Source organism: Amycolatopsis sp. NPDC049252, from assembly GCF_043197175.1.
In the GTDB taxonomy this organism is placed as follows: Bacteria; Actinomycetota; Actinomycetes; order Mycobacteriales; family Pseudonocardiaceae; genus Amycolatopsis.
Map to the genome: position 1 here is coordinate 528571 of NZ_JBICSQ010000001.1, position 15487 is coordinate 544057.

The window sequence follows — 15487 nt, forward strand, 5'->3', positions numbered from 1 at the left end:
CCGTGAACGCGGACGGGGCCTGCGGGCAACAGGGGGCATGCAGGTGATCCGAGAAGGTGCCGACGTCTGGGGGCACGACCGTCCGGACCTGGGCGGCGCCGACCCGGCGCCGGTGTTCGCCCAGCTCTTCGACGCGCACGCCGCGCCGCTGCGCCGTTACCTCGCGCGGCGGGCGGGTGCCGAGGCGGCGAACGACCTCGTGGCCGAGACGTTCCTGGTGGCGCTGCGACGCCGGGAGAGCTACCGGCGTGACCTGGGTACGGCCCGGGCGTGGCTCTACGGCATCGCGACCAACCTGCTGCGCCACCACGTGCGCTCGGAGCTGCGCGGCCTGCAGGCGAGCGCGCGGCTGGCGCACACCGGCGAGCTCAGCCACGCCGGGCACGACGGCCGCGTCGCCGAGCGCGTCGACGCCCAGACCCGCGCGGCCCAGCTGGCCGGCGCGCTGGCGAAGCTCAGCCCGGCCGACCGAGACACCCTGCTCCTGGTCTCGTGGGCCGGGCTCGAACCGGCCGAGGTCGCGGAGGCGCTGGGCATCCCGCCGGGCACCGTCCGCTCCCGGCTGCACCGGATCCGGCGCTGGCTGAGAACGGCCGCGCCCGTGACCACCCCCACCGCGAAGGAGGCGTAGACCCATGACCGACGACAACGTCCGGCAGATCTGGTCCGACGCCGAGCTGGACGCGGCGCTCACCGAGCTGCACCGCGACGTCGGCGACGACGACGGCTTGGCGTTCGCCCGCTCGTCCCTGCTCGCGGCGGCCGGCGCCGAGCCCGAGGAAGCGCCGAAGCCCCGGCGATCCGGTTCGTGGCGGTGGATCGCCGTGGCCGCCGCCGTCGTCACGCTGGCCGGCGGGGTCGTGGTCACCGCGGACCTGCTGAGCCCGAGCGCCCCGGCACCCGTCCACCCGGCCGCGACGCCGCCCGACCTCGATCGGACGCTGGCCCCTGGCGAGTACCGCTACTCGCGACGGGAGTACTGGCTGCCGTTCTACGGCTCGCACGACGACCTCGCCTACGTCCAGCAGCAGGTCGAGCTGTGGGTCCCGGCCGATCCGGCCGGGCGGTGGCACCGGCGGGCGACCGTGACCGGCCGGGTCGTCGGGTACGTCGCCGACATCGACCGCACCAAGATCGCACCGCCGGACGGCCCCACCGACGACGAGTACGGCCCCGGTGGCGCGTTCCCCAGCTTCCAGGCTGGGCCGCACCCCATGCCGTGGCCGGAACCGGAGGCGAAGTTCCTGCAGGCGCTGACGCCCGACGAAGTCGCCCTGCGCAAGCTCCTCGTCGGAACCGGGCGCATCCCAGGCGAACAGCTCATGCAGGTGGCGAGCGCGCTGACCCCCGGTCTCCCCGCGAAGGACGTCCGCGCCGCCCTGTGCACGGCCCTTTCGAAGCTCGACGGCATCACCGCGCTGCCGGACAAGGTCCGGGCTCCGGACGGACGGCAGGCGCTCGCGTTCCTGGCGACCGGGTCGCACGACACGCTCTACGTCGACCCCACGACCTTCCTGACCGTCGCAACGACGTCCTACCCGCCGTCGCTGCTCCAGTTCCCGGAAGGTGGCCCCACCCCGACTTCGGTGGTGGGTGGCACAACCCAGACGCTGCCGCCGCGCGCTCCCGCGTCGACCACGACGACGACCCCGCTGAACGCGCCGGTGGCCACATCGCGACCGCTGAGCCCGTCACCGGGCCGGCAGCGGCCGATGGAACCGCCGACGTTGTACTTCTTCTCGATCACACGCAGCTCGTCGTAACGCCGAGGGGGCGGCTTCGGCCGCCTCCTCAGCGGGCGTGGCTGGCCGCGTTCAACGCGTCCGCGACGTTCGCCACCTCCAGCACCCGGATCCCCGCCGGCGGCTTGCCCGAGTCCGGCGGCACGAGCGCGTGCGTGAACCCCAGCCGGGCCGCCTCCGCGAGCCGCCGGCCGACGCTCGGCACCCGGCGGATCTCGCCCGCCAGCCCGACCTCGCCCACCGACACCAGCCGGGGTGACAGCGCGACGTCACCGAACGACGACGTCAGCGCCAGGACCAGGGCCAGGTCGATGCCCGGTTCGGTGATCTTCATGCCGCCGACCGTGGCGACGTAGACGTCCTTGTCGCCGAGCTTCAAGCCACCGCGCTTCTCCAGCACCGCCAGCACCATCGCCACCCGGGCCGAGTCGAGGCCGCTGACCGCGCGCCGCGGCTGCGGCGCCGACGTCGCCGACACCAGGGCCTGCACCTCGCCCAGCAGCGGCCTCTTGCCCTCCATCGCGACCGTGATCGCCGTGCCGGGGACCGGCTCCGCCGTCTGGCTGATGAACAGCCCCGACGGGTCGGGCACCCCGACGATGCCCTCTTCCACCAGCTCGAAGCAGCCGATCTCGTCGGCCGCGCCGAACCGGTTCTTGATGCCGCGGACCATGCGCAGCGTCGAGTGCTTGTCGCCCTCGAACTGCAGCACGACGTCCACCAGGTGCTCCAGCACGCGCGGGCCGGCCACCGAACCGTCCTTCGTGACGTGCCCCACGAGCACCACCGGCAGCCCGCGTTCCTTGGCCAGCGCGACGAGCCCGGACGTCACCGCGCGGACCTGCGTCACGCCGCCGGGTGAGCCTTCGACGTTCGGGGAGGCCATGGTCTGGACCGAGTCGACGATCAGGACACCCGGCTTCACGTCGTCGACGTGCCCGAGGATGGCCGCGAGGTCGCTCTCGGCGGCGAGGTACATCCGGTCGTGGATGTTGCCGGTTCGCTCCGCACGCAACCGGACCTGGCCCGCGGACTCTTCGCCCGTGACGTACAGGGACCGGTCGACGGTCTTCGCCCACTGGTAGGCGACCTCGAGCAGCAGGGTCGACTTGCCGACGCCGGGTTCACCCGCGAGCAGGACGACCGCGCCCGGCACCAGGCCGCCGCCCAGCACACGGTCCAGCTCCGAGACGCCGGTCTGGCGGGCCCGGGCCGCCTCGACGTCGACTTCGCCGATCGGGCGGGCCGGCGCGCTCGGCGCGCCGGCCGCGACGCGCTGGATCGCCGGTTTGAGGGCTCCGCGCTCGGCGAAGGAGCCCCATTCCTGGCACTCCGGACACCGGCCCAGCCACTTGGCCGCTTCGTACCCGCAGCTCGCGCAGCGGTAGGTGACGCCTTTCTTCACCCCGTGAGGCTATCGGCGCCCACCGACAAAATCGGGGACCTAGTCCTTGACGTGCGCCGGCGCCGCCACCGGCACGTCGACGACGACCGGTCCGGCGTTCTTGAAGACGAATGTGACCTTGACGACCTGACCGGGCCAGAGGGGCTGCTTCAGCGCGGGGAGGGTCACCGTGCCCTTGCCGACGGTCGCGGGGGCCGCGGTCGGCGTCACGCCGGCCGACGGGGTCTCCGAAGAAGAGGTCGCCGTGCCGGTCGAGCTGGTCCCGGTGGCGCCCGTGGAGCTGGTGCTGGTGCCGGTGGAGCTGGTGCCGGTCGCCGGAGCTCCCGAGGAGGAGGTCGGCGCGCCCGAAGACGTGGGCTGCACCTCGTTGGTGGACTCGACCGCGTCGTCCGGGCCGATCACCAGGGAGTGCCCGGCGACGACGTCCTTGGAGCCGCCGATGGTCGCCTGGCTGCCGTCCTCGGTCGTCACGGACACGAGCGTGTCGTCCTGCATGCCCTGGTTGACGATCGTCAGGTTCAGCGCCGGGGTCGCACCGGCCGGGTAGCCCGCGCCGGTCGGCGGGTACTGCACCGCGACGTCGCGCAGGGCGATGGTCTTGACCTGGGCGTGCGTGCCGTTGACGGCGGGCTGCTGCGTGTCGGTCTGGGTGATCTGGCCTGCCCCGCACCCGGCGAGCGCGAGCGCGGCACCGAGCGCCAGCACGCCCGCGCCGAGCACGCGACGATTCTGCAGCCTCACGTCGCAGTCCTTCCCTTTTCACGGCCTCGTCCCCGCGAAGACTAGCCGGGAGCGATCTCCCGCGCGGAACCGGTCCGCGTTGCGCTCAAGATCAACCGTCCACAAAGGAATTCGTTGTGCCCGTTGACACCCGTCCCGGCCACCTGCGTGAGCACGGGGGTCCGACGTTTGTCAACCCCCGCTCAGGCCGCTGACCTGCGAGGACGAGTCCGGCCCGCTAGGTGGGCACCGGCGGCACGTGATAGGATGGGGTCAGCGAAAGGGGCAGAGGACACATGGTTTTCAAGGTCGGAGAGACCGTCGTCTACCCGCACCACGGTGCCGCACTCATCGAAGCCATCGAGACCCGCGTGATCAAGGGCGAGGAAAAGAAGTACCTCGTCCTCAAAGTCGCGCAAGGGGATCTCACGGTTCGCGTGCCCGCTGACAACGCCGAGATCGTAGGCGTGCGAGACGTCGTCGGGCAAGAAGGACTGGACAAGGTTTTCGACGTACTGCGTGCTCCGCACACCGAAGAGCCCACGAACTGGTCTCGTCGGTACAAGGCCAACCTCGAGAAGCTCGCCTCCGGCGATGTGAACAAGGTGGCCGAAGTGGTGCGCGACCTCTGGCGGCGAGAGAAGGACCGAGGACTTTCAGCCGGCGAAAAGCGCATGCTGGCGAAGGCTCGGCAAATTCTGGTCAGCGAGCTCGCGCTCGCGGAGGGCACCGACGAGGACAAGGCTGAAGTCCTCCTCGACGAAGTTCTGGAAACCGCGACGGTTTGAACCCCGGGCATCCTGCTCGACGGGCGAGCAGGTGCCTCTACGATCGCGAACCGATGAACGTCGTCGTGATCGTGACCGTCGCACACCATGCCTCCGACGGAGAGCTCGCTCTCACGCCGGTCCGTGGTGAACCGCTACTCACGCACACCGTGCGGGGGCTGCTCGCAGTACCGGAGATCGATCTGGTTCTCGTGGCGGCCCCCCAGCGGTGTGCGCAAGTCTATTCACAGGTCCTCGAGGATCTCTCGTGCCGGGTCGTGCCCGGCACGCTCCGGCAGGCCTTCGCCGCCGTCGAGCCCGAACTTCCCCGTGGTTCCGTTCTACTCCTCCACGACGCCTTGCGGGCCTTCATTCCTGCGCAAACGGTGCGTGACGTGATCGACGCGGTCGGTGACGCGACCCCGATCGTCGTCCCGGTGCTCCCGATGGCCGACACGGTGAAGGTGACCGACGCGGCCGAGCTGATCGTCGGCACGGAGGACCGCACCCGGCTGCGCACCACCCAGACCCCGATCGGCTTCACGCTCGAGGCGTTCCGCGCGGCGGACCTCTCGGCGCCGGTCCACGCGGGCGCGGCGACCGTGCCGGGGCACCCGGACGCGATGCGCGTCACGACCGGCTTCGAACTTTCCCTCGCCGAGGCGATCGCGGCGGCACCGAGCACGGAGGAGACGCTGTGAGGATCGGCAACGGGGTGGACGTCCACCCGATCGAGGCGGGCCGTGAGTGCTGGATCGCCGGGCTGAGCTGGCCGGGCGTCGACGGCTGCGCCGGCCACTCCGACGGTGACGTCGCCGCGCACGCCCTCTGCGACGCGCTGCTGTCCGCGGCCGGCCTGGGCGACCTCGGCGCGGTGTTCGGCACCGGCGACCCCCGGATGGACGGCGCGCACGGCGCCGACATGCTCGCGGAGGTCCGCGGCCTGGTCGAAGCCGAGGGCTGGCGGGTCGCGAACGCGACGGTCCAGATCGTCGGCAACGCACCCCGCGTCGGGAAGCGGCGCGAGGAGGCGCAGAAGGTGCTGTCGGAGGCCGTCGGCGGCCCGGTGAGCGTCTCGGGCACGACATCCGACGGCCTGGGCCTGACGGGCCGAGGCGAGGGCATCGCGGCCTTCGCGACGGCGCTGCTGCTGGCGGCGGACTAGCCTCGCCGACCGGGTTGTCCACAGCCGGGCCGAGATGTGGACAACCCGGCCCCACCTGTGACGTTTCCCGCTTTTCGTCGGAGGGTCCCGATACGCTGGAAGCGGGGCCGGTCCCCCGGAAGCGGGTGATCGTCCGGCTGCGCGTCGAGAAGATCGCGGGCAACGTCCAATAGGGTCCAGACCATGGGTGTGACATTCAACGACGCGACCAAGGCGCTCCTCGACGGGAAGAACTACCCGGTCGTCGCCACCACCAACGCCGACGGCTCGCCGCAGAGCTCGGTCGTCTGGGCCCGCCGCGACGGCGACACCGTGGTCTTCGTGACCGTCCAGGGGCGTCGCAAGGAACGCAACATCCGGCGCGATCCCCGCGTCTCGCTCTCCGTCTTCGACCTGGCCGATCCGGAGAACTACGTCGAGATCCGCGGGCGCGCCGAGGTCACCGCCGAGGGCGGCCCCGAGCTGAACGACGAGCTGGCCCGCAAGTACACCGGCGAGGACTTCCCGGCCGAGCCGGCCGACGTCGTGCGCGTGCTCGTGCGCGTTGTTCCCGAACACATCACAGGGCATTCGGCCTGAAGCTCCCGTTAGGCTGACCGACATGACGATCAGGGCGGTGTTGTTCGACTACTCCGGCACGCTCTTCCGGCTCGAGCAGGACGAGTCCTGGCTCACCGAACTGACCGACCACGACGGCACGCCGCTCGACATCGAGGCGCAGGCCGAGCTGATGCGCCGGATGACGGCCCCGGTCGGCCAGGTCGTCGAGCTGGACGCCGAGCACGTGCACGCCTGGAACCACCGCGACCGCGACCCGCAGCTGCACCGGAAGGTGTGCCTGGAGGTCCTCAAGAAGTCCGGTGTCCCGCGGCCCGAGCAGGCCGTCGCGCTCTACGACCGGCTCATCGATCCCAGCCAGTGGACGCCCTACCCGGACACCGAGGCCGCGCTGAAGGCCGCTTCCGAGCGGGGGCTCAAGGTCGGCGTCCTCAGCAACATCGCCTTCGACATCCGGCCCGCGTTCACGGCCCGCGGCTGGGACGCCTACGTCGACGAGTTCGTCCTGTCCTTCGAGGTCGGGGCGATCAAGCCGGAGCTGGAGATCTTCCGCCGGGCGGTGCAGGCCCTCGGCGTGCCGGCCACCGAGACGCTGATGGTCGGCGACAGCGAGGAGGCCGACGGCGGGGCCCGCGCGCTCGGCTGCGAGTTCGCGCTGGTCGACCCGCTGCCCACAGCCGATCGGCCGGACGCCCTGCTCACGGCACTGCGCACCCACGGCGTCGCCTGAAGGGGCTGCGAGATCGCTCACGCCCGACCCCGTACCCTTTGAGGGTGACCCTTCACCTTTTCGACACGGCGACCCGGAGCGTGCGGGAGTTCCACCCCGTCCGTAGCGGAACGGCGTCGATCTACGTGTGTGGGGCCACCGTGCAGGGCGTCCCCCACATCGGGCACATCCGCGGCGCCGTGAACTACGACGTCCTGCGCCGCTGGCTCGTCCACAATGGACTGGACGTGCTCCTGGTCCGCAACGTCACGGACATCGACGACAAGATCCTGACCAAGGCCGCCGAAGCGGACCGGCCCTGGTGGGAGTGGGCGGCGACGCACGAGCGCGCCTTCGAGCAGGCCTACGAGCAGCTCGGCTGCCTGCCGCCGTCGATCAACCCGCGCGCGACCGGGCACGTCACCCAGATGGTCGAGCTGATGCAGCGGCTGATCGACCGGGGCCACGCCTACGCCGCGGACGGTGACGTCTACTTCTCGGTGAAGTCGTTCGACGACTACGGCAAGCTGTCCGGCCAGGTCCTCGACGACGTCCAGGACGGTGAGGCGCCGACCCGCGGCAAGCGGGACCCGCGCGACTTCACGCTCTGGAAGAGCGCCAAGCCGGGCGAGCCGTCGTGGCCGACGCCGTGGGGCGACGGCCGGCCGGGCTGGCACCTCGAGTGCTCGGCGATGGCCACGGCCTACCTCGGCGCGGAGTTCGACATCCACGGCGGCGGGATCGACCTCGCCTTCCCGCACCACGAGAACGAGCGCGCGCAGTCGAACGCCGCCGGCGACCCGTTCGCCCGCTACTGGCTGCACAACGCCTGGGTGACCATGTCCGGCGACAAGATGTCGAAGTCGCTGGGCAACACCGTGACGATCCCCGCGATGCTGGAGCGCTACCGGGCGGCCGAGCTGCGCTACTACCTGATGCAGCCGCACTACCGGTCCACCATCGAGTACTCCGACGCCGCGGTCTCCGAGGCCGCGCAGGGCTACCGGCGGATCGAGACGTTCCTGCGCCGGGCCGCGCAGTCGGGCGAGGTGACGCTGGGCACGATCCCGGCGGAGTTCGCCGCCGCGCTCGACGACGACCTGGCCACCCCGCAGGCGTTCGCCGTGGTCCACACCACGGTGCGGGACGGTAACGCCGCCCTCGACGCGGGCGACACCTCCAAGGCACTCGAATTCGCCGCGGCCGTCCGCGCGATGACCGACGTGCTCGGCCTCGACCCGCTGTCCGCGCGCTGGTCCGAGGCGGGCGGTTCCGAAACGCCCACCAAACAGGCGCTGGCCGAACTCGTCGAAGGGCTGCTGGCCGAGCGCCAGCAGGCCCGGGCCGAGAAGGACTTCGCCCGCGCGGACGCCGCCCGTGACCGCCTCCAGCAGGCCGGGATCGTGGTGGAGGACACCCCTAACGGTCCACAGTGGACAGTCAAGTCCGACTGAGCCGTTCTCCATAACCGCAAGGACTTTTCAGCATGGCAGGCAACTCCCGGCGTCAAGGCGCCATCCGCAAGACGGGCACCAAGAAGGGTGCCGTCGTCGGCTCGGGCGGTCAGCGCCGCAAGGCCCTCGAAGGCAAGGGCCCGACCCCGAAGGCGGAGGACCGTCCCGGGCACAAGGCGTACCGCCAGAACAACGCCCAGACCAAGCGCGACCAGGCGCGGCAGAAGAAGGCCGACAAGCCGGAGCTGATCGCCGGGCGCAACCCGGTGGTCGAGGCGCTGCGCGCCGGCGTCCCGGCGACCGCGCTGTACGTCGCGCTGAACATCGAGATCGACGACCGCGTGAACGACGCCGTCCGGCTGGCCGGCGACAAGGGCATCTCGATCCTGGAGATCCCGCGCGAGGAGCTGGACCGCAAGACGAACCGGGCCGTGCACCAGGGCCTCGGCCTGCAGGTCCCGCCGTTCGAGTACGCCCACCCGGACGACCTGATGGCGGCGGCCCGCAACTCGGGCGAGGTCCCCCTGTTCGTCGCGCTCGACGGCGTCACCGACCCGCGCAACCTCGGCGCGGTGATCCGCTCGGCGGCCGCGTTCGGCGCGCACGGCGTGCTGCTGCCGGAGCGGCGCAGCGCGGGCATGACGGCGGTGGCGTGGCGCACGAGCGCGGGCACGGCGGCGAAGCTGCCGATCGCGGTCGCGACCAACCTGACCCGCCAGCTGAAGTCGTGGGCGAACGACGGTTTGATGCTGGTCGGCCTGGACGCGGACGGCTCGGTCGACATCGACGAGCTGGCGCTGGCGGCGGACCCGCTGGTCATCGTCCTGGGTTCGGAGGGCCGCGGCCTGTCCCGTCTCGTCCGCGAGACGTGCGACGCGACGGTGTCGATCCCGATGGCGGCGGGTGTGGAGTCGTTGAACGCTTCGGTGGCGGCCGGTGTGCTGCTGGCCGAGGTGGCGCGGCGTCGTCGTCTCGCCGGGCGGGTCTGAGCCCCACCTTCACGACAACGAACCACCCACTCGGGTTAAGGTCACCATCGGATAAACCGAGGGGACCCGACCACCGATGTCATTCGTTTCGCCACTGTTCCTGTGGTATTTCATGCCGGCGGTGCTCATCGCCGTGCTGGTGTGCCCACGGACCTGGCGAAACGGCATCATCGCCGTCGGCAGCCTGCTGTTCTACACGATCGGCGCCGGCCCGTTCGTGTTCCTGCTGCTCGGCTGCATGGTGGTCAACTTCTTCACGGGCCCGCTGCTGGAGCCGAGCCCGTGGGACCTCCAGGGCGTCCGGCGGCGCCGGATCCTCATCGGCGTGGTCGCGCTGGACGTCACCGTCCTGGTGATCTGGAAGTACGCCGGGTTCGCGACGCAGCAGATCGCCGCCGTCTCGCACTGGTTCGGCGGGAACCTGCCCGTCGCGAGCCTGGTCGTGCCGATCGGCATCTCGTTCTACACGTTCCACCACATTTCGTACGTGGTCGACATCTACCGCGGCGAACGGAAAGCGCTGCGGAACCCGGTGTCGTTCGCCGCGTACATCGCGATGTTCCCGCAACTGGTCGCCGGCCCGATCGTGCGCTACCGCGAGATCGCCGACCAGCTGCCCCAACTGCGCTCACACCGCCTCGACGACATCGCGGCCGGCTTCCCGCGCTTCGCGCTCGGCCTGTGCAAGAAGACGATCATCGCGGACTCCCTGAGCCCGCTGGTCGACGCGTGCTTCAAGGTCCCGCCGGACCAGATGACGTTCGCGACGGCGTGGCTCGGCGCGATCGGCTACACATTGCAGCTGTTCTTCGACTTCTCGGGCTATTCGGACATGGCGATCGGCCTGGGCCGCATGCTGGGCTTCCGGCTGCCGGAGAACTTCGCCCGGCCGTACTCGTCGGTGACGATCACGGAGTTTTGGCGCCGCTGGCACATGAGCCTCTCCCGCTGGTTCCGCGACTACGTCTACATCCCCCTGGGCGGCAACCGGCACGGAGCGGGCAAGACGTACCGCAACCTGTGCATCGTGTTCGTCCTGACCGGCTTCTGGCACGGCGCGCAGTGGACGTTCCTGGTGTGGGGCTGCTACCACGGAGCCCTCCTGGTGATCGAACGCCGTTTCGCCCTGGACCTGGACCCGGCCGACCCCCGCCGCAGGCTCATGAGGCGCGCCCTGACGATGCTGCTGGTGGTGTTCGGCTGGGTGTTCTTCCGCTCGGCGGACATCCCCCACGCCCTGTCGATGATCGGCCACATGCTGATCCCGGACTTCGACGGCCTGGGCACCAGCGTCGAGGAGGCGTTCACCAACCAGCGCCTGGTCATCCTGCTGGCCGGCCTGGCGGTGTTCCTGCTGCCGGCCCACCCGGTGACGGGCCCGCTGCTGGAGTCCTCCCGAAGCCGCCCGGCAACGGCCCTGCGCATCGGCGTGATGACGGTAGGCCTGATCTACGCGGCGATCCTGATCGCAACAGGAACATTCAGCCCCTTCTTGTACTACCAGTTCTAGCGGGCACTCCTGGACGGGTGGATCTTTAGCGACCTAAACCGCCTTCTACCTGCGGTTTCAGGTCTCGCGAGTTCTCCGCACTTCTCGCCGGTGCCCGTCGTCAGACGGCCTGGAGACGGCCTGAGCGGGCCGCGACCACTCCTCCCCCATCGTCCCGATAAGCAGCCATCCTCAGCGGCCGTCGCGCCGGGTCAAGGCACGCTTCCCAGCCTTGACGCGGTGCGGCGGCCGTTGGACGATCCGGCGCTCGGGTCAGTAGGGCTGGTGACGGACGTCGAGTAGCCGGCCATCTGCCCGAGCTGGCCCCTTGGAGCTGAGGTAGACCTCTCGGCGGCGCGCTGTGCCCGGCTGCGCTTGGCGGGCTCGGCCCGCGACCGGTGGCCGGAGCGGAGCGGCAGGCCGTCCGTGTCGCACGGGGCCGGAGCCCTCCAACGCAAGGTGACCAGCGTGCCGCCGCCGGCGGCACGCCTTGATCTCATAGAGCCAAATTCGGCAGTATGATGATGCATCTGACTCTGAGGAGGGTGATCTGGTGGCTTCGCGAAGGTCTTCCGGAGGTTCCGGCAAGCCCAGCTTCTCCTCGCTGCAATTCGGTTTCATCTCGTCTGAGCAGGAGTATGCCGACGACCCAAGTTTTCTGATTGATGGGTTTTATGATCAACACCATGCTGTCGATCAGGTCGAACGGGGAGACAAATGGCTAATTCTTGGCCCGAAAGGTGCCGGTAAATCTGCAATTAGCGAGAGAATAAGACTTCTGGCGGCCGAGCGAGATGATTGGTATGCGCGCAAGCTAGAGTTGGAAGACTTTCCTTTCGTTGATCTTGACCAGATTAACGTAGGTGGCGCCACTCGCGGTTCGCGACTTCCTGCCGTATGGACCTATTTGCTATGCGTGCAGATCTTGGCATCCCTTGAGGAGGACGAGGGCTTTAATCAAGCTTCCAACGATGATATTCACAAGCTCGTGAAGATCTTGCGCAGAGCGCAACTGATTCCAGATCCGGAACCCAAAGGACTCTTGTTTAGATTGAAGAGTGCTAGCGTGAAGGCGAAGCCTCCGTGGGCCGAATTTGGAGTCGAAGGCGATTTTGCTGCCGGCGATGGCGCCTTTTATCAGGCTGTCGATAGCCTGAAGTCTGCTATCGCTAAAGTCGACGTTGATGCTCTTCATTTCATCCTAATTGACGGCCTCGACACTCTCTCGGTCGGCGAAGATGAAGAGACAAAGTGGCAGGTTCTGACCGCGCTTGTTAAAGCCTGCGACAAGCTTTCAAGGCTATTTCGTGAGAACAATACTCCCGTGCGATTGGCTCTCCTTTGTCGCGACGATTTATTCTATAGAATCGGCTACGCTGATTCGAATAAGATTCTCGGAGGGAGCGCTGAGACGATTAATTGGTTTCCTGAAAGCAGGAGACCAGAAGATACTGAACTTTTCGATCTTGCCGAGAGAAAGGCGGCCGTACATTCGAGGCCCATTGGTGACATAGTGCAGGATTACCTTCCGGCCGAGATCAGGATCGGCGGCAATCGCTGGGAGATTCGCGACTATCTGCTACAGCATACGCGGTTTTTGCCGCGCGACTTTCTTCAATTGCTGACGTACATAGCGAAGCATAGCCCAACCAATGGCTTGCCTGGAATGAATGCTGTTATCGACGGCGCGAAGGACTATGCTCAATCGTATTTCATAGAAGAAATTCGCTCTGGCATTATTCCAGTATTTGGCCGAAGGGTGTCGAATATAATTATGGACGCCCTTAGCGTGCTTCCTGGCAGTAGCTTTAAACTTAGTGCGCTGAAGAAGTTTCTTTACGAGGATTTACGTTACCGAGAGCTGGATCTTATTGAGTTGATGAACTCTCTGCATAGGTTGGGCGTGGTTGGTAATCTTGTTTCAGTCAGAGGGCGTCAGTCTGTCCATAACTTCATATACCACAATCCGAGGTCTAAAATTGAACTTAACGGGACTATTACACTGCATAATGCAGCGATTCAAGGTTTCGGGCTTGAGCGGAAATCACTGTAGTTAAGTGTAGTAAATGGATTGATCGCTTAAGAGAGCTTGCTGGATTCGCAGCCTGATCGATGGATGGACTTGGATCTCACTTAGAGCAGATTTCGAAGTCCAGATCACTTCTTTGCTTTCGCTGCTAGTCGTAACTTCGCCTCCGGTCGGTCGGGCGCGGAAGCATATGGAAAATTCCTGCCGCACTTCGCCGTCGTCGTAGGCTATGACGTGTTTGGGGTCTGAATATAGGCCGACTATCCCGGTGACCTCGCATTTGATGCCAGTCTCCTCGTGGACCTCTCGGACTGCGGCCTGAGTCAAGGTCTCACCGAGTTCCAACTGGCCGCCTGGGATGGAGTACAGGTCGTTATCCGTACGCCTGATCATCAGGATCCGACCTTCGACGTCCTGGATGAACGCCGACACCGCTACTGCGATGCTGTTGGCCTTCGGGGCGTTCGGGTCGTTGTAGTAGTCGACTCGGGTCATGCTGCCTCCTAGAAGGTGGCCGGCTTAGCGAGGTTCCAGACTGACTCGAAGCTCTCCGAGTACGTCTCGAAGAGGTCCCCGGCGGAGAGTCTCCGCAGGTGGAGCGAGGGGGCGTGGGCTCCCTGGAACCCGTACACGTGCGTGTTGATGATCATCTCGTCGTCGAACCGGAAGATCGAGTTGTAGAGCGTCGTGTTGTGGAACCGCATCTCGACGCCGTCGACTCCAACCAGCGGTCGGTAGGACGCCAGCGCGTTGCGGATGCGTGCCGCGAGCGTCCCATCGCCCAGCTGCTCCTCCTCGCCGCGCAGGGCGACGCTGTCACCCTCGGGGTCTCCGAACACGAGGCGGATTCGAGCGCCGGCCGCTGCCTTGGCTGTTAGGTCCTTGATGAACCGCGGGCGTTCCACCAGGAACAACGCCGCGTGTACCAGGATCTCGACGGTCTCCGACGCCTCCTTGATCAGCCGATCCCACAGCTCGACAGGGACGGCGTTGCGGTGCGGGAAGACCTGCACCAGCTCGGCGGCTGCCGTCTCGGCCTTGCGCTCCGGAGCTACCGAGTCCGGCCACAGGTAGGTCTCAGACTCGCGCGCCATGGCGGCGATCTTGTGTCGGTGCTTGGGGTAGGGCGTCCGGTTCTTGGTGATCCAGCGCTCGACGGTCTTCTGATCGACGCCGACCGCCTTCGCGACCTGCTCCAACGTCAGGCCATTGCGCAGCAGCGCGTCACGCAGGCGTTCGTTCGGCATCGGCACCCCTCGGGACGTGTAGGGACGTCTTTGACGGTACCAGGGACGTCCCGAGATGTCCCGCCACGTGGTGATCACGTCCCGCGTTTTGGCGGAGATTGGGTGTCAGGTTGCCGGGGCAGGCCCGGTGCCAGGACACCGAGGAGGTAGGCGTGACTACTGAAACCGCCGTTCGGCCGGCTGGCTCGGACAAGCAGGCGGTCCCTTGCCGACGTGCGGCGTAGGCGCGGCGTGGCATGCGCGACACGGTTCAGATCCACGTCACGGCTGATCTGCCGATTCGTGCCCGAGCGCTGACATACGCAAACCGCGCGGAAATCCGGTTCGGCAAGGCGTTCCCAGTGGTCCTGCTCGTGGACTCGGACGCCATCGCCGTACTGCGGCGGGAGCTGGACAAGGTGAGTGCGGCACTGGACGCCGCAACGGCACGAGGCGGAGAGCCGCCGGAAGCTACCAACTAGCAGACGGCACAAGGGATTCAGCATGGCTATCGACAAGGGACACCGGTTCAGCATCGACTTCGACGACGCGTTTCCGCGGGGCCTAGTGATGGTGGGCGAGGTGTCGCCCGATAATGAGTACCAGTCGCGTGAGGACCGGGCCGCGAATCGCCCGGTGCGGCAGCGGGTCGACGAGATCACGGGCAAGCGGCAGTGGAAGGTGATGGTCACCGACCCAGCCGAGACCCGCGCGAAGCGGGCCTCCTTCGAGATCACCCTTCTCGCCGACGTGCAGCCGGTGTCGACCACCTCGGAGGCGCTGCCCGGGATGCGGCCGATCGAGCTGGACGGCCTGACGGCCGAACCGCGCGTGGCGGGACAGGGCGAGTTCAAGCCAGTCCTACGTGTTCCGCGCGACCGGCTTCAAGCAGGCCACTAGCAACACGAAGCCGTCTCAGTCCGGCGGGGCCGGTGAGACGCCGAAGGCGGCGTGACAGGCATGGGCTTCCGCGAGCGGGTCGAGGCGTGGGAGCAGGCGTATCGGGACTACATGGCTGCGTGGGCGCACGGCCGTGCGGTGCTGTCGCCGGTGAGTGCGACGAACACGGCGAACGCTGCTCGGCGGGTGTCGCGGGCGTGGCACGAGCTGGCGCAGTCGCGCGGGTTGCCGTGGTGGTGTGTGGCGGCGCTGGAGTCGGCGGCCGAGGGGTTCGCCGACCTGGCCCGGGAATGGGAACGACATGACGGCAACGTGGGACGGGCTGGGGCTGCAC

At 67.8% G+C, this 15487-nt stretch carries 17 protein-coding genes and 1 pseudogene; 14 read left to right on the forward strand and 4 right to left on the reverse strand.

Annotation, left to right across the window (positions count from 1 at the left end; all coding sequences use genetic code 11):
- Positions 1–37 precede the first annotated feature (37 nt).
- Together ACGFMK_RS02600 and ACGFMK_RS02605 are read left to right on the forward strand one after the other, a co-directional pair.
- Complete coding sequence (locus tag ACGFMK_RS02600; RefSeq protein WP_392757321.1) at positions 38–631, forward strand: RNA polymerase sigma factor; 594 nt, start codon at positions 38–40, stop codon at positions 629–631.
- A 4-nt stretch (positions 632–635) separates the two neighbouring features.
- Positions 636–1763: a hypothetical protein gene (locus ACGFMK_RS02605; RefSeq protein WP_392757323.1), complete on the forward strand. Its 1128-nt coding sequence runs from the start codon at positions 636–638 to the stop codon at positions 1761–1763.
- Between the two features lie 28 nt (positions 1764–1791).
- On the opposite strand, the gene radA is transcribed toward ACGFMK_RS02605, so the two are convergent.
- Positions 1792–3147 carry a DNA repair protein RadA gene (radA, locus tag ACGFMK_RS02610; RefSeq protein ID WP_392757327.1) on the reverse strand — a complete coding sequence of 452 codons (1356 nt, stop codon included), beginning with the start codon at positions 3145–3147 and terminating at the stop codon, positions 1792–1794.
- A 39-nt stretch (positions 3148–3186) separates the two neighbouring features.
- Positions 3187–3888 (reverse strand): hypothetical protein, encoded by a 702-nt coding sequence (locus ACGFMK_RS02615; RefSeq protein ID WP_392757329.1) that lies wholly within the window; start codon positions 3886–3888, stop codon positions 3187–3189.
- A 275-nt stretch (positions 3889–4163) separates the two neighbouring features.
- On the opposite strand from ACGFMK_RS02615, the gene ACGFMK_RS02620 reads away from it, so the two are divergent.
- From ACGFMK_RS02620 to ACGFMK_RS02660, 9 genes are all read left to right on the forward strand, one after another.
- Positions 4164–4655 carry a CarD family transcriptional regulator gene (locus tag ACGFMK_RS02620; RefSeq protein WP_004559016.1) on the forward strand — a complete coding sequence of 164 codons (492 nt, stop codon included), beginning with the start codon at positions 4164–4166 and terminating at the stop codon, positions 4653–4655.
- A gap of 53 nt (positions 4656–4708) precedes the next feature.
- Positions 4709–5335 (forward strand): 2-C-methyl-D-erythritol 4-phosphate cytidylyltransferase, encoded by a 627-nt coding sequence (locus tag ACGFMK_RS02625; protein WP_392757333.1) that lies wholly within the window; start codon positions 4709–4711, stop codon positions 5333–5335.
- Positions 5332–5799 (forward strand): 2-C-methyl-D-erythritol 2,4-cyclodiphosphate synthase, encoded by a 468-nt coding sequence (gene ispF / locus ACGFMK_RS02630; protein ID WP_392757336.1) that lies wholly within the window; start codon positions 5332–5334, stop codon positions 5797–5799. Before ACGFMK_RS02625 ends, ispF begins: the two co-directional genes overlap by 4 nt.
- Positions 5800–5982: 183 nt before the next feature.
- Positions 5983–6378: a PPOX class F420-dependent oxidoreductase gene (locus ACGFMK_RS02635; RefSeq protein ID WP_392757376.1), complete on the forward strand. Its 396-nt coding sequence runs from the start codon at positions 5983–5985 to the stop codon at positions 6376–6378.
- A 22-nt stretch (positions 6379–6400) separates the two neighbouring features.
- Positions 6401–7087 carry an HAD family hydrolase gene (locus ACGFMK_RS02640; protein ID WP_392757414.1) on the forward strand — a complete coding sequence of 229 codons (687 nt, stop codon included), beginning with the start codon at positions 6401–6403 and terminating at the stop codon, positions 7085–7087.
- Positions 7088–7131: 44 nt separating this feature from the next.
- Entirely contained in the window at positions 7132–8520 is a 1389-nt protein-coding gene (gene cysS / locus ACGFMK_RS02645; RefSeq protein ID WP_392757441.1) for a cysteine--tRNA ligase, read from the forward strand.
- A gap of 32 nt (positions 8521–8552) precedes the next feature.
- Positions 8553–9509 (forward strand): 23S rRNA (guanosine(2251)-2'-O)-methyltransferase RlmB, encoded by a 957-nt coding sequence (gene rlmB, locus ACGFMK_RS02650; RefSeq protein WP_392757485.1) that lies wholly within the window; start codon positions 8553–8555, stop codon positions 9507–9509.
- 76 nt (positions 9510–9585) lie between these two features.
- A complete protein-coding gene (locus ACGFMK_RS02655) occupies positions 9586–11019 on the forward strand; it encodes an MBOAT family O-acyltransferase (protein WP_392757488.1) in 1434 nt (477 codons plus the stop codon).
- Between the two features lie 532 nt (positions 11020–11551).
- Positions 11552–13051 (forward strand): P-loop ATPase, Sll1717 family, encoded by a 1500-nt coding sequence (locus ACGFMK_RS02660; protein WP_392757493.1) that lies wholly within the window; start codon positions 11552–11554, stop codon positions 13049–13051.
- On the opposite strand, the gene ACGFMK_RS02665 is transcribed toward ACGFMK_RS02660, so the two are convergent.
- A complete protein-coding gene (locus ACGFMK_RS02665; protein WP_392757495.1) occupies positions 13052–13522 on the reverse strand; it encodes an NUDIX hydrolase in 471 nt (156 codons plus the stop codon). It lies immediately after the preceding gene.
- Positions 13523–13530: 8 nt separating this feature from the next.
- On the reverse strand, positions 13531–14274 hold the full coding sequence (locus tag ACGFMK_RS02670) for a DUF5919 domain-containing protein (protein ID WP_392757498.1): 744 nt from the start codon (positions 14272–14274) through the stop codon (positions 13531–13533).
- A gap of 236 nt (positions 14275–14510) precedes the next feature.
- Here ACGFMK_RS02670 and ACGFMK_RS02675 point away from each other — a divergent pair, with 236 nt between their 5' ends.
- The 3 genes and pseudogenes from ACGFMK_RS02675 to ACGFMK_RS02685 form a co-directional block, all read left to right on the forward strand.
- On the forward strand, positions 14511–14735 hold the full coding sequence (locus tag ACGFMK_RS02675; protein WP_392757501.1) for a hypothetical protein: 225 nt from the start codon (positions 14511–14513) through the stop codon (positions 14733–14735).
- Between the two features lie 22 nt (positions 14736–14757).
- Positions 14758–15208: pseudogene (locus ACGFMK_RS02680) on the forward strand (hypothetical protein).
- Positions 15209–15213: 5 nt separating this feature from the next.
- Positions 15214–15487: hypothetical protein (locus tag ACGFMK_RS02685; protein ID WP_392757503.1), on the forward strand; the 274-nt coding region annotated here is incomplete at its 3' end.

What these genes read in the sequence shown, in the direction of transcription:
- ACGFMK_RS02605 (WP_392757323.1), top strand. Translation starts at nt 636, where the DNA reads ATGACCGACGACAACGTCCGGCAGATCTGGTCCGACGCCGAGCTGGAC.
- ACGFMK_RS02655 (WP_392757488.1), top strand. Translation starts at nt 9,586, where the DNA reads ATGTCATTCGTTTCGCCACTGTTCCTGTGGTATTTCATGCCGGCGGTG.
- rlmB (WP_392757485.1), top strand. Translation starts at nt 8,553, where the DNA reads ATGGCAGGCAACTCCCGGCGTCAAGGCGCCATCCGCAAGACGGGCACC.
- ACGFMK_RS02670 (WP_392757498.1), bottom strand. Translation starts at nt 14,274, where the DNA reads ATGCCGAACGAACGCCTGCGTGACGCGCTGCTGCGCAATGGCCTGACG.
- ACGFMK_RS02665 (WP_392757495.1), bottom strand. Translation starts at nt 13,522, where the DNA reads ATGACCCGAGTCGACTACTACAACGACCCGAACGCCCCGAAGGCCAAC.
- ACGFMK_RS02620 (WP_004559016.1), top strand. Translation starts at nt 4,164, where the DNA reads ATGGTTTTCAAGGTCGGAGAGACCGTCGTCTACCCGCACCACGGTGCC.
- ACGFMK_RS02675 (WP_392757501.1), top strand. Translation starts at nt 14,511, where the DNA reads ATGCGCGACACGGTTCAGATCCACGTCACGGCTGATCTGCCGATTCGT.
- ACGFMK_RS02635 (WP_392757376.1), top strand. Translation starts at nt 5,983, where the DNA reads ATGGGTGTGACATTCAACGACGCGACCAAGGCGCTCCTCGACGGGAAG.
- ACGFMK_RS02625 (WP_392757333.1), top strand. Translation starts at nt 4,709, where the DNA reads ATGAACGTCGTCGTGATCGTGACCGTCGCACACCATGCCTCCGACGGA.
- ACGFMK_RS02640 (WP_392757414.1), top strand. Translation starts at nt 6,401, where the DNA reads ATGACGATCAGGGCGGTGTTGTTCGACTACTCCGGCACGCTCTTCCGG.
- ACGFMK_RS02600 (WP_392757321.1), top strand. Translation starts at nt 38, where the DNA reads ATGCAGGTGATCCGAGAAGGTGCCGACGTCTGGGGGCACGACCGTCCG.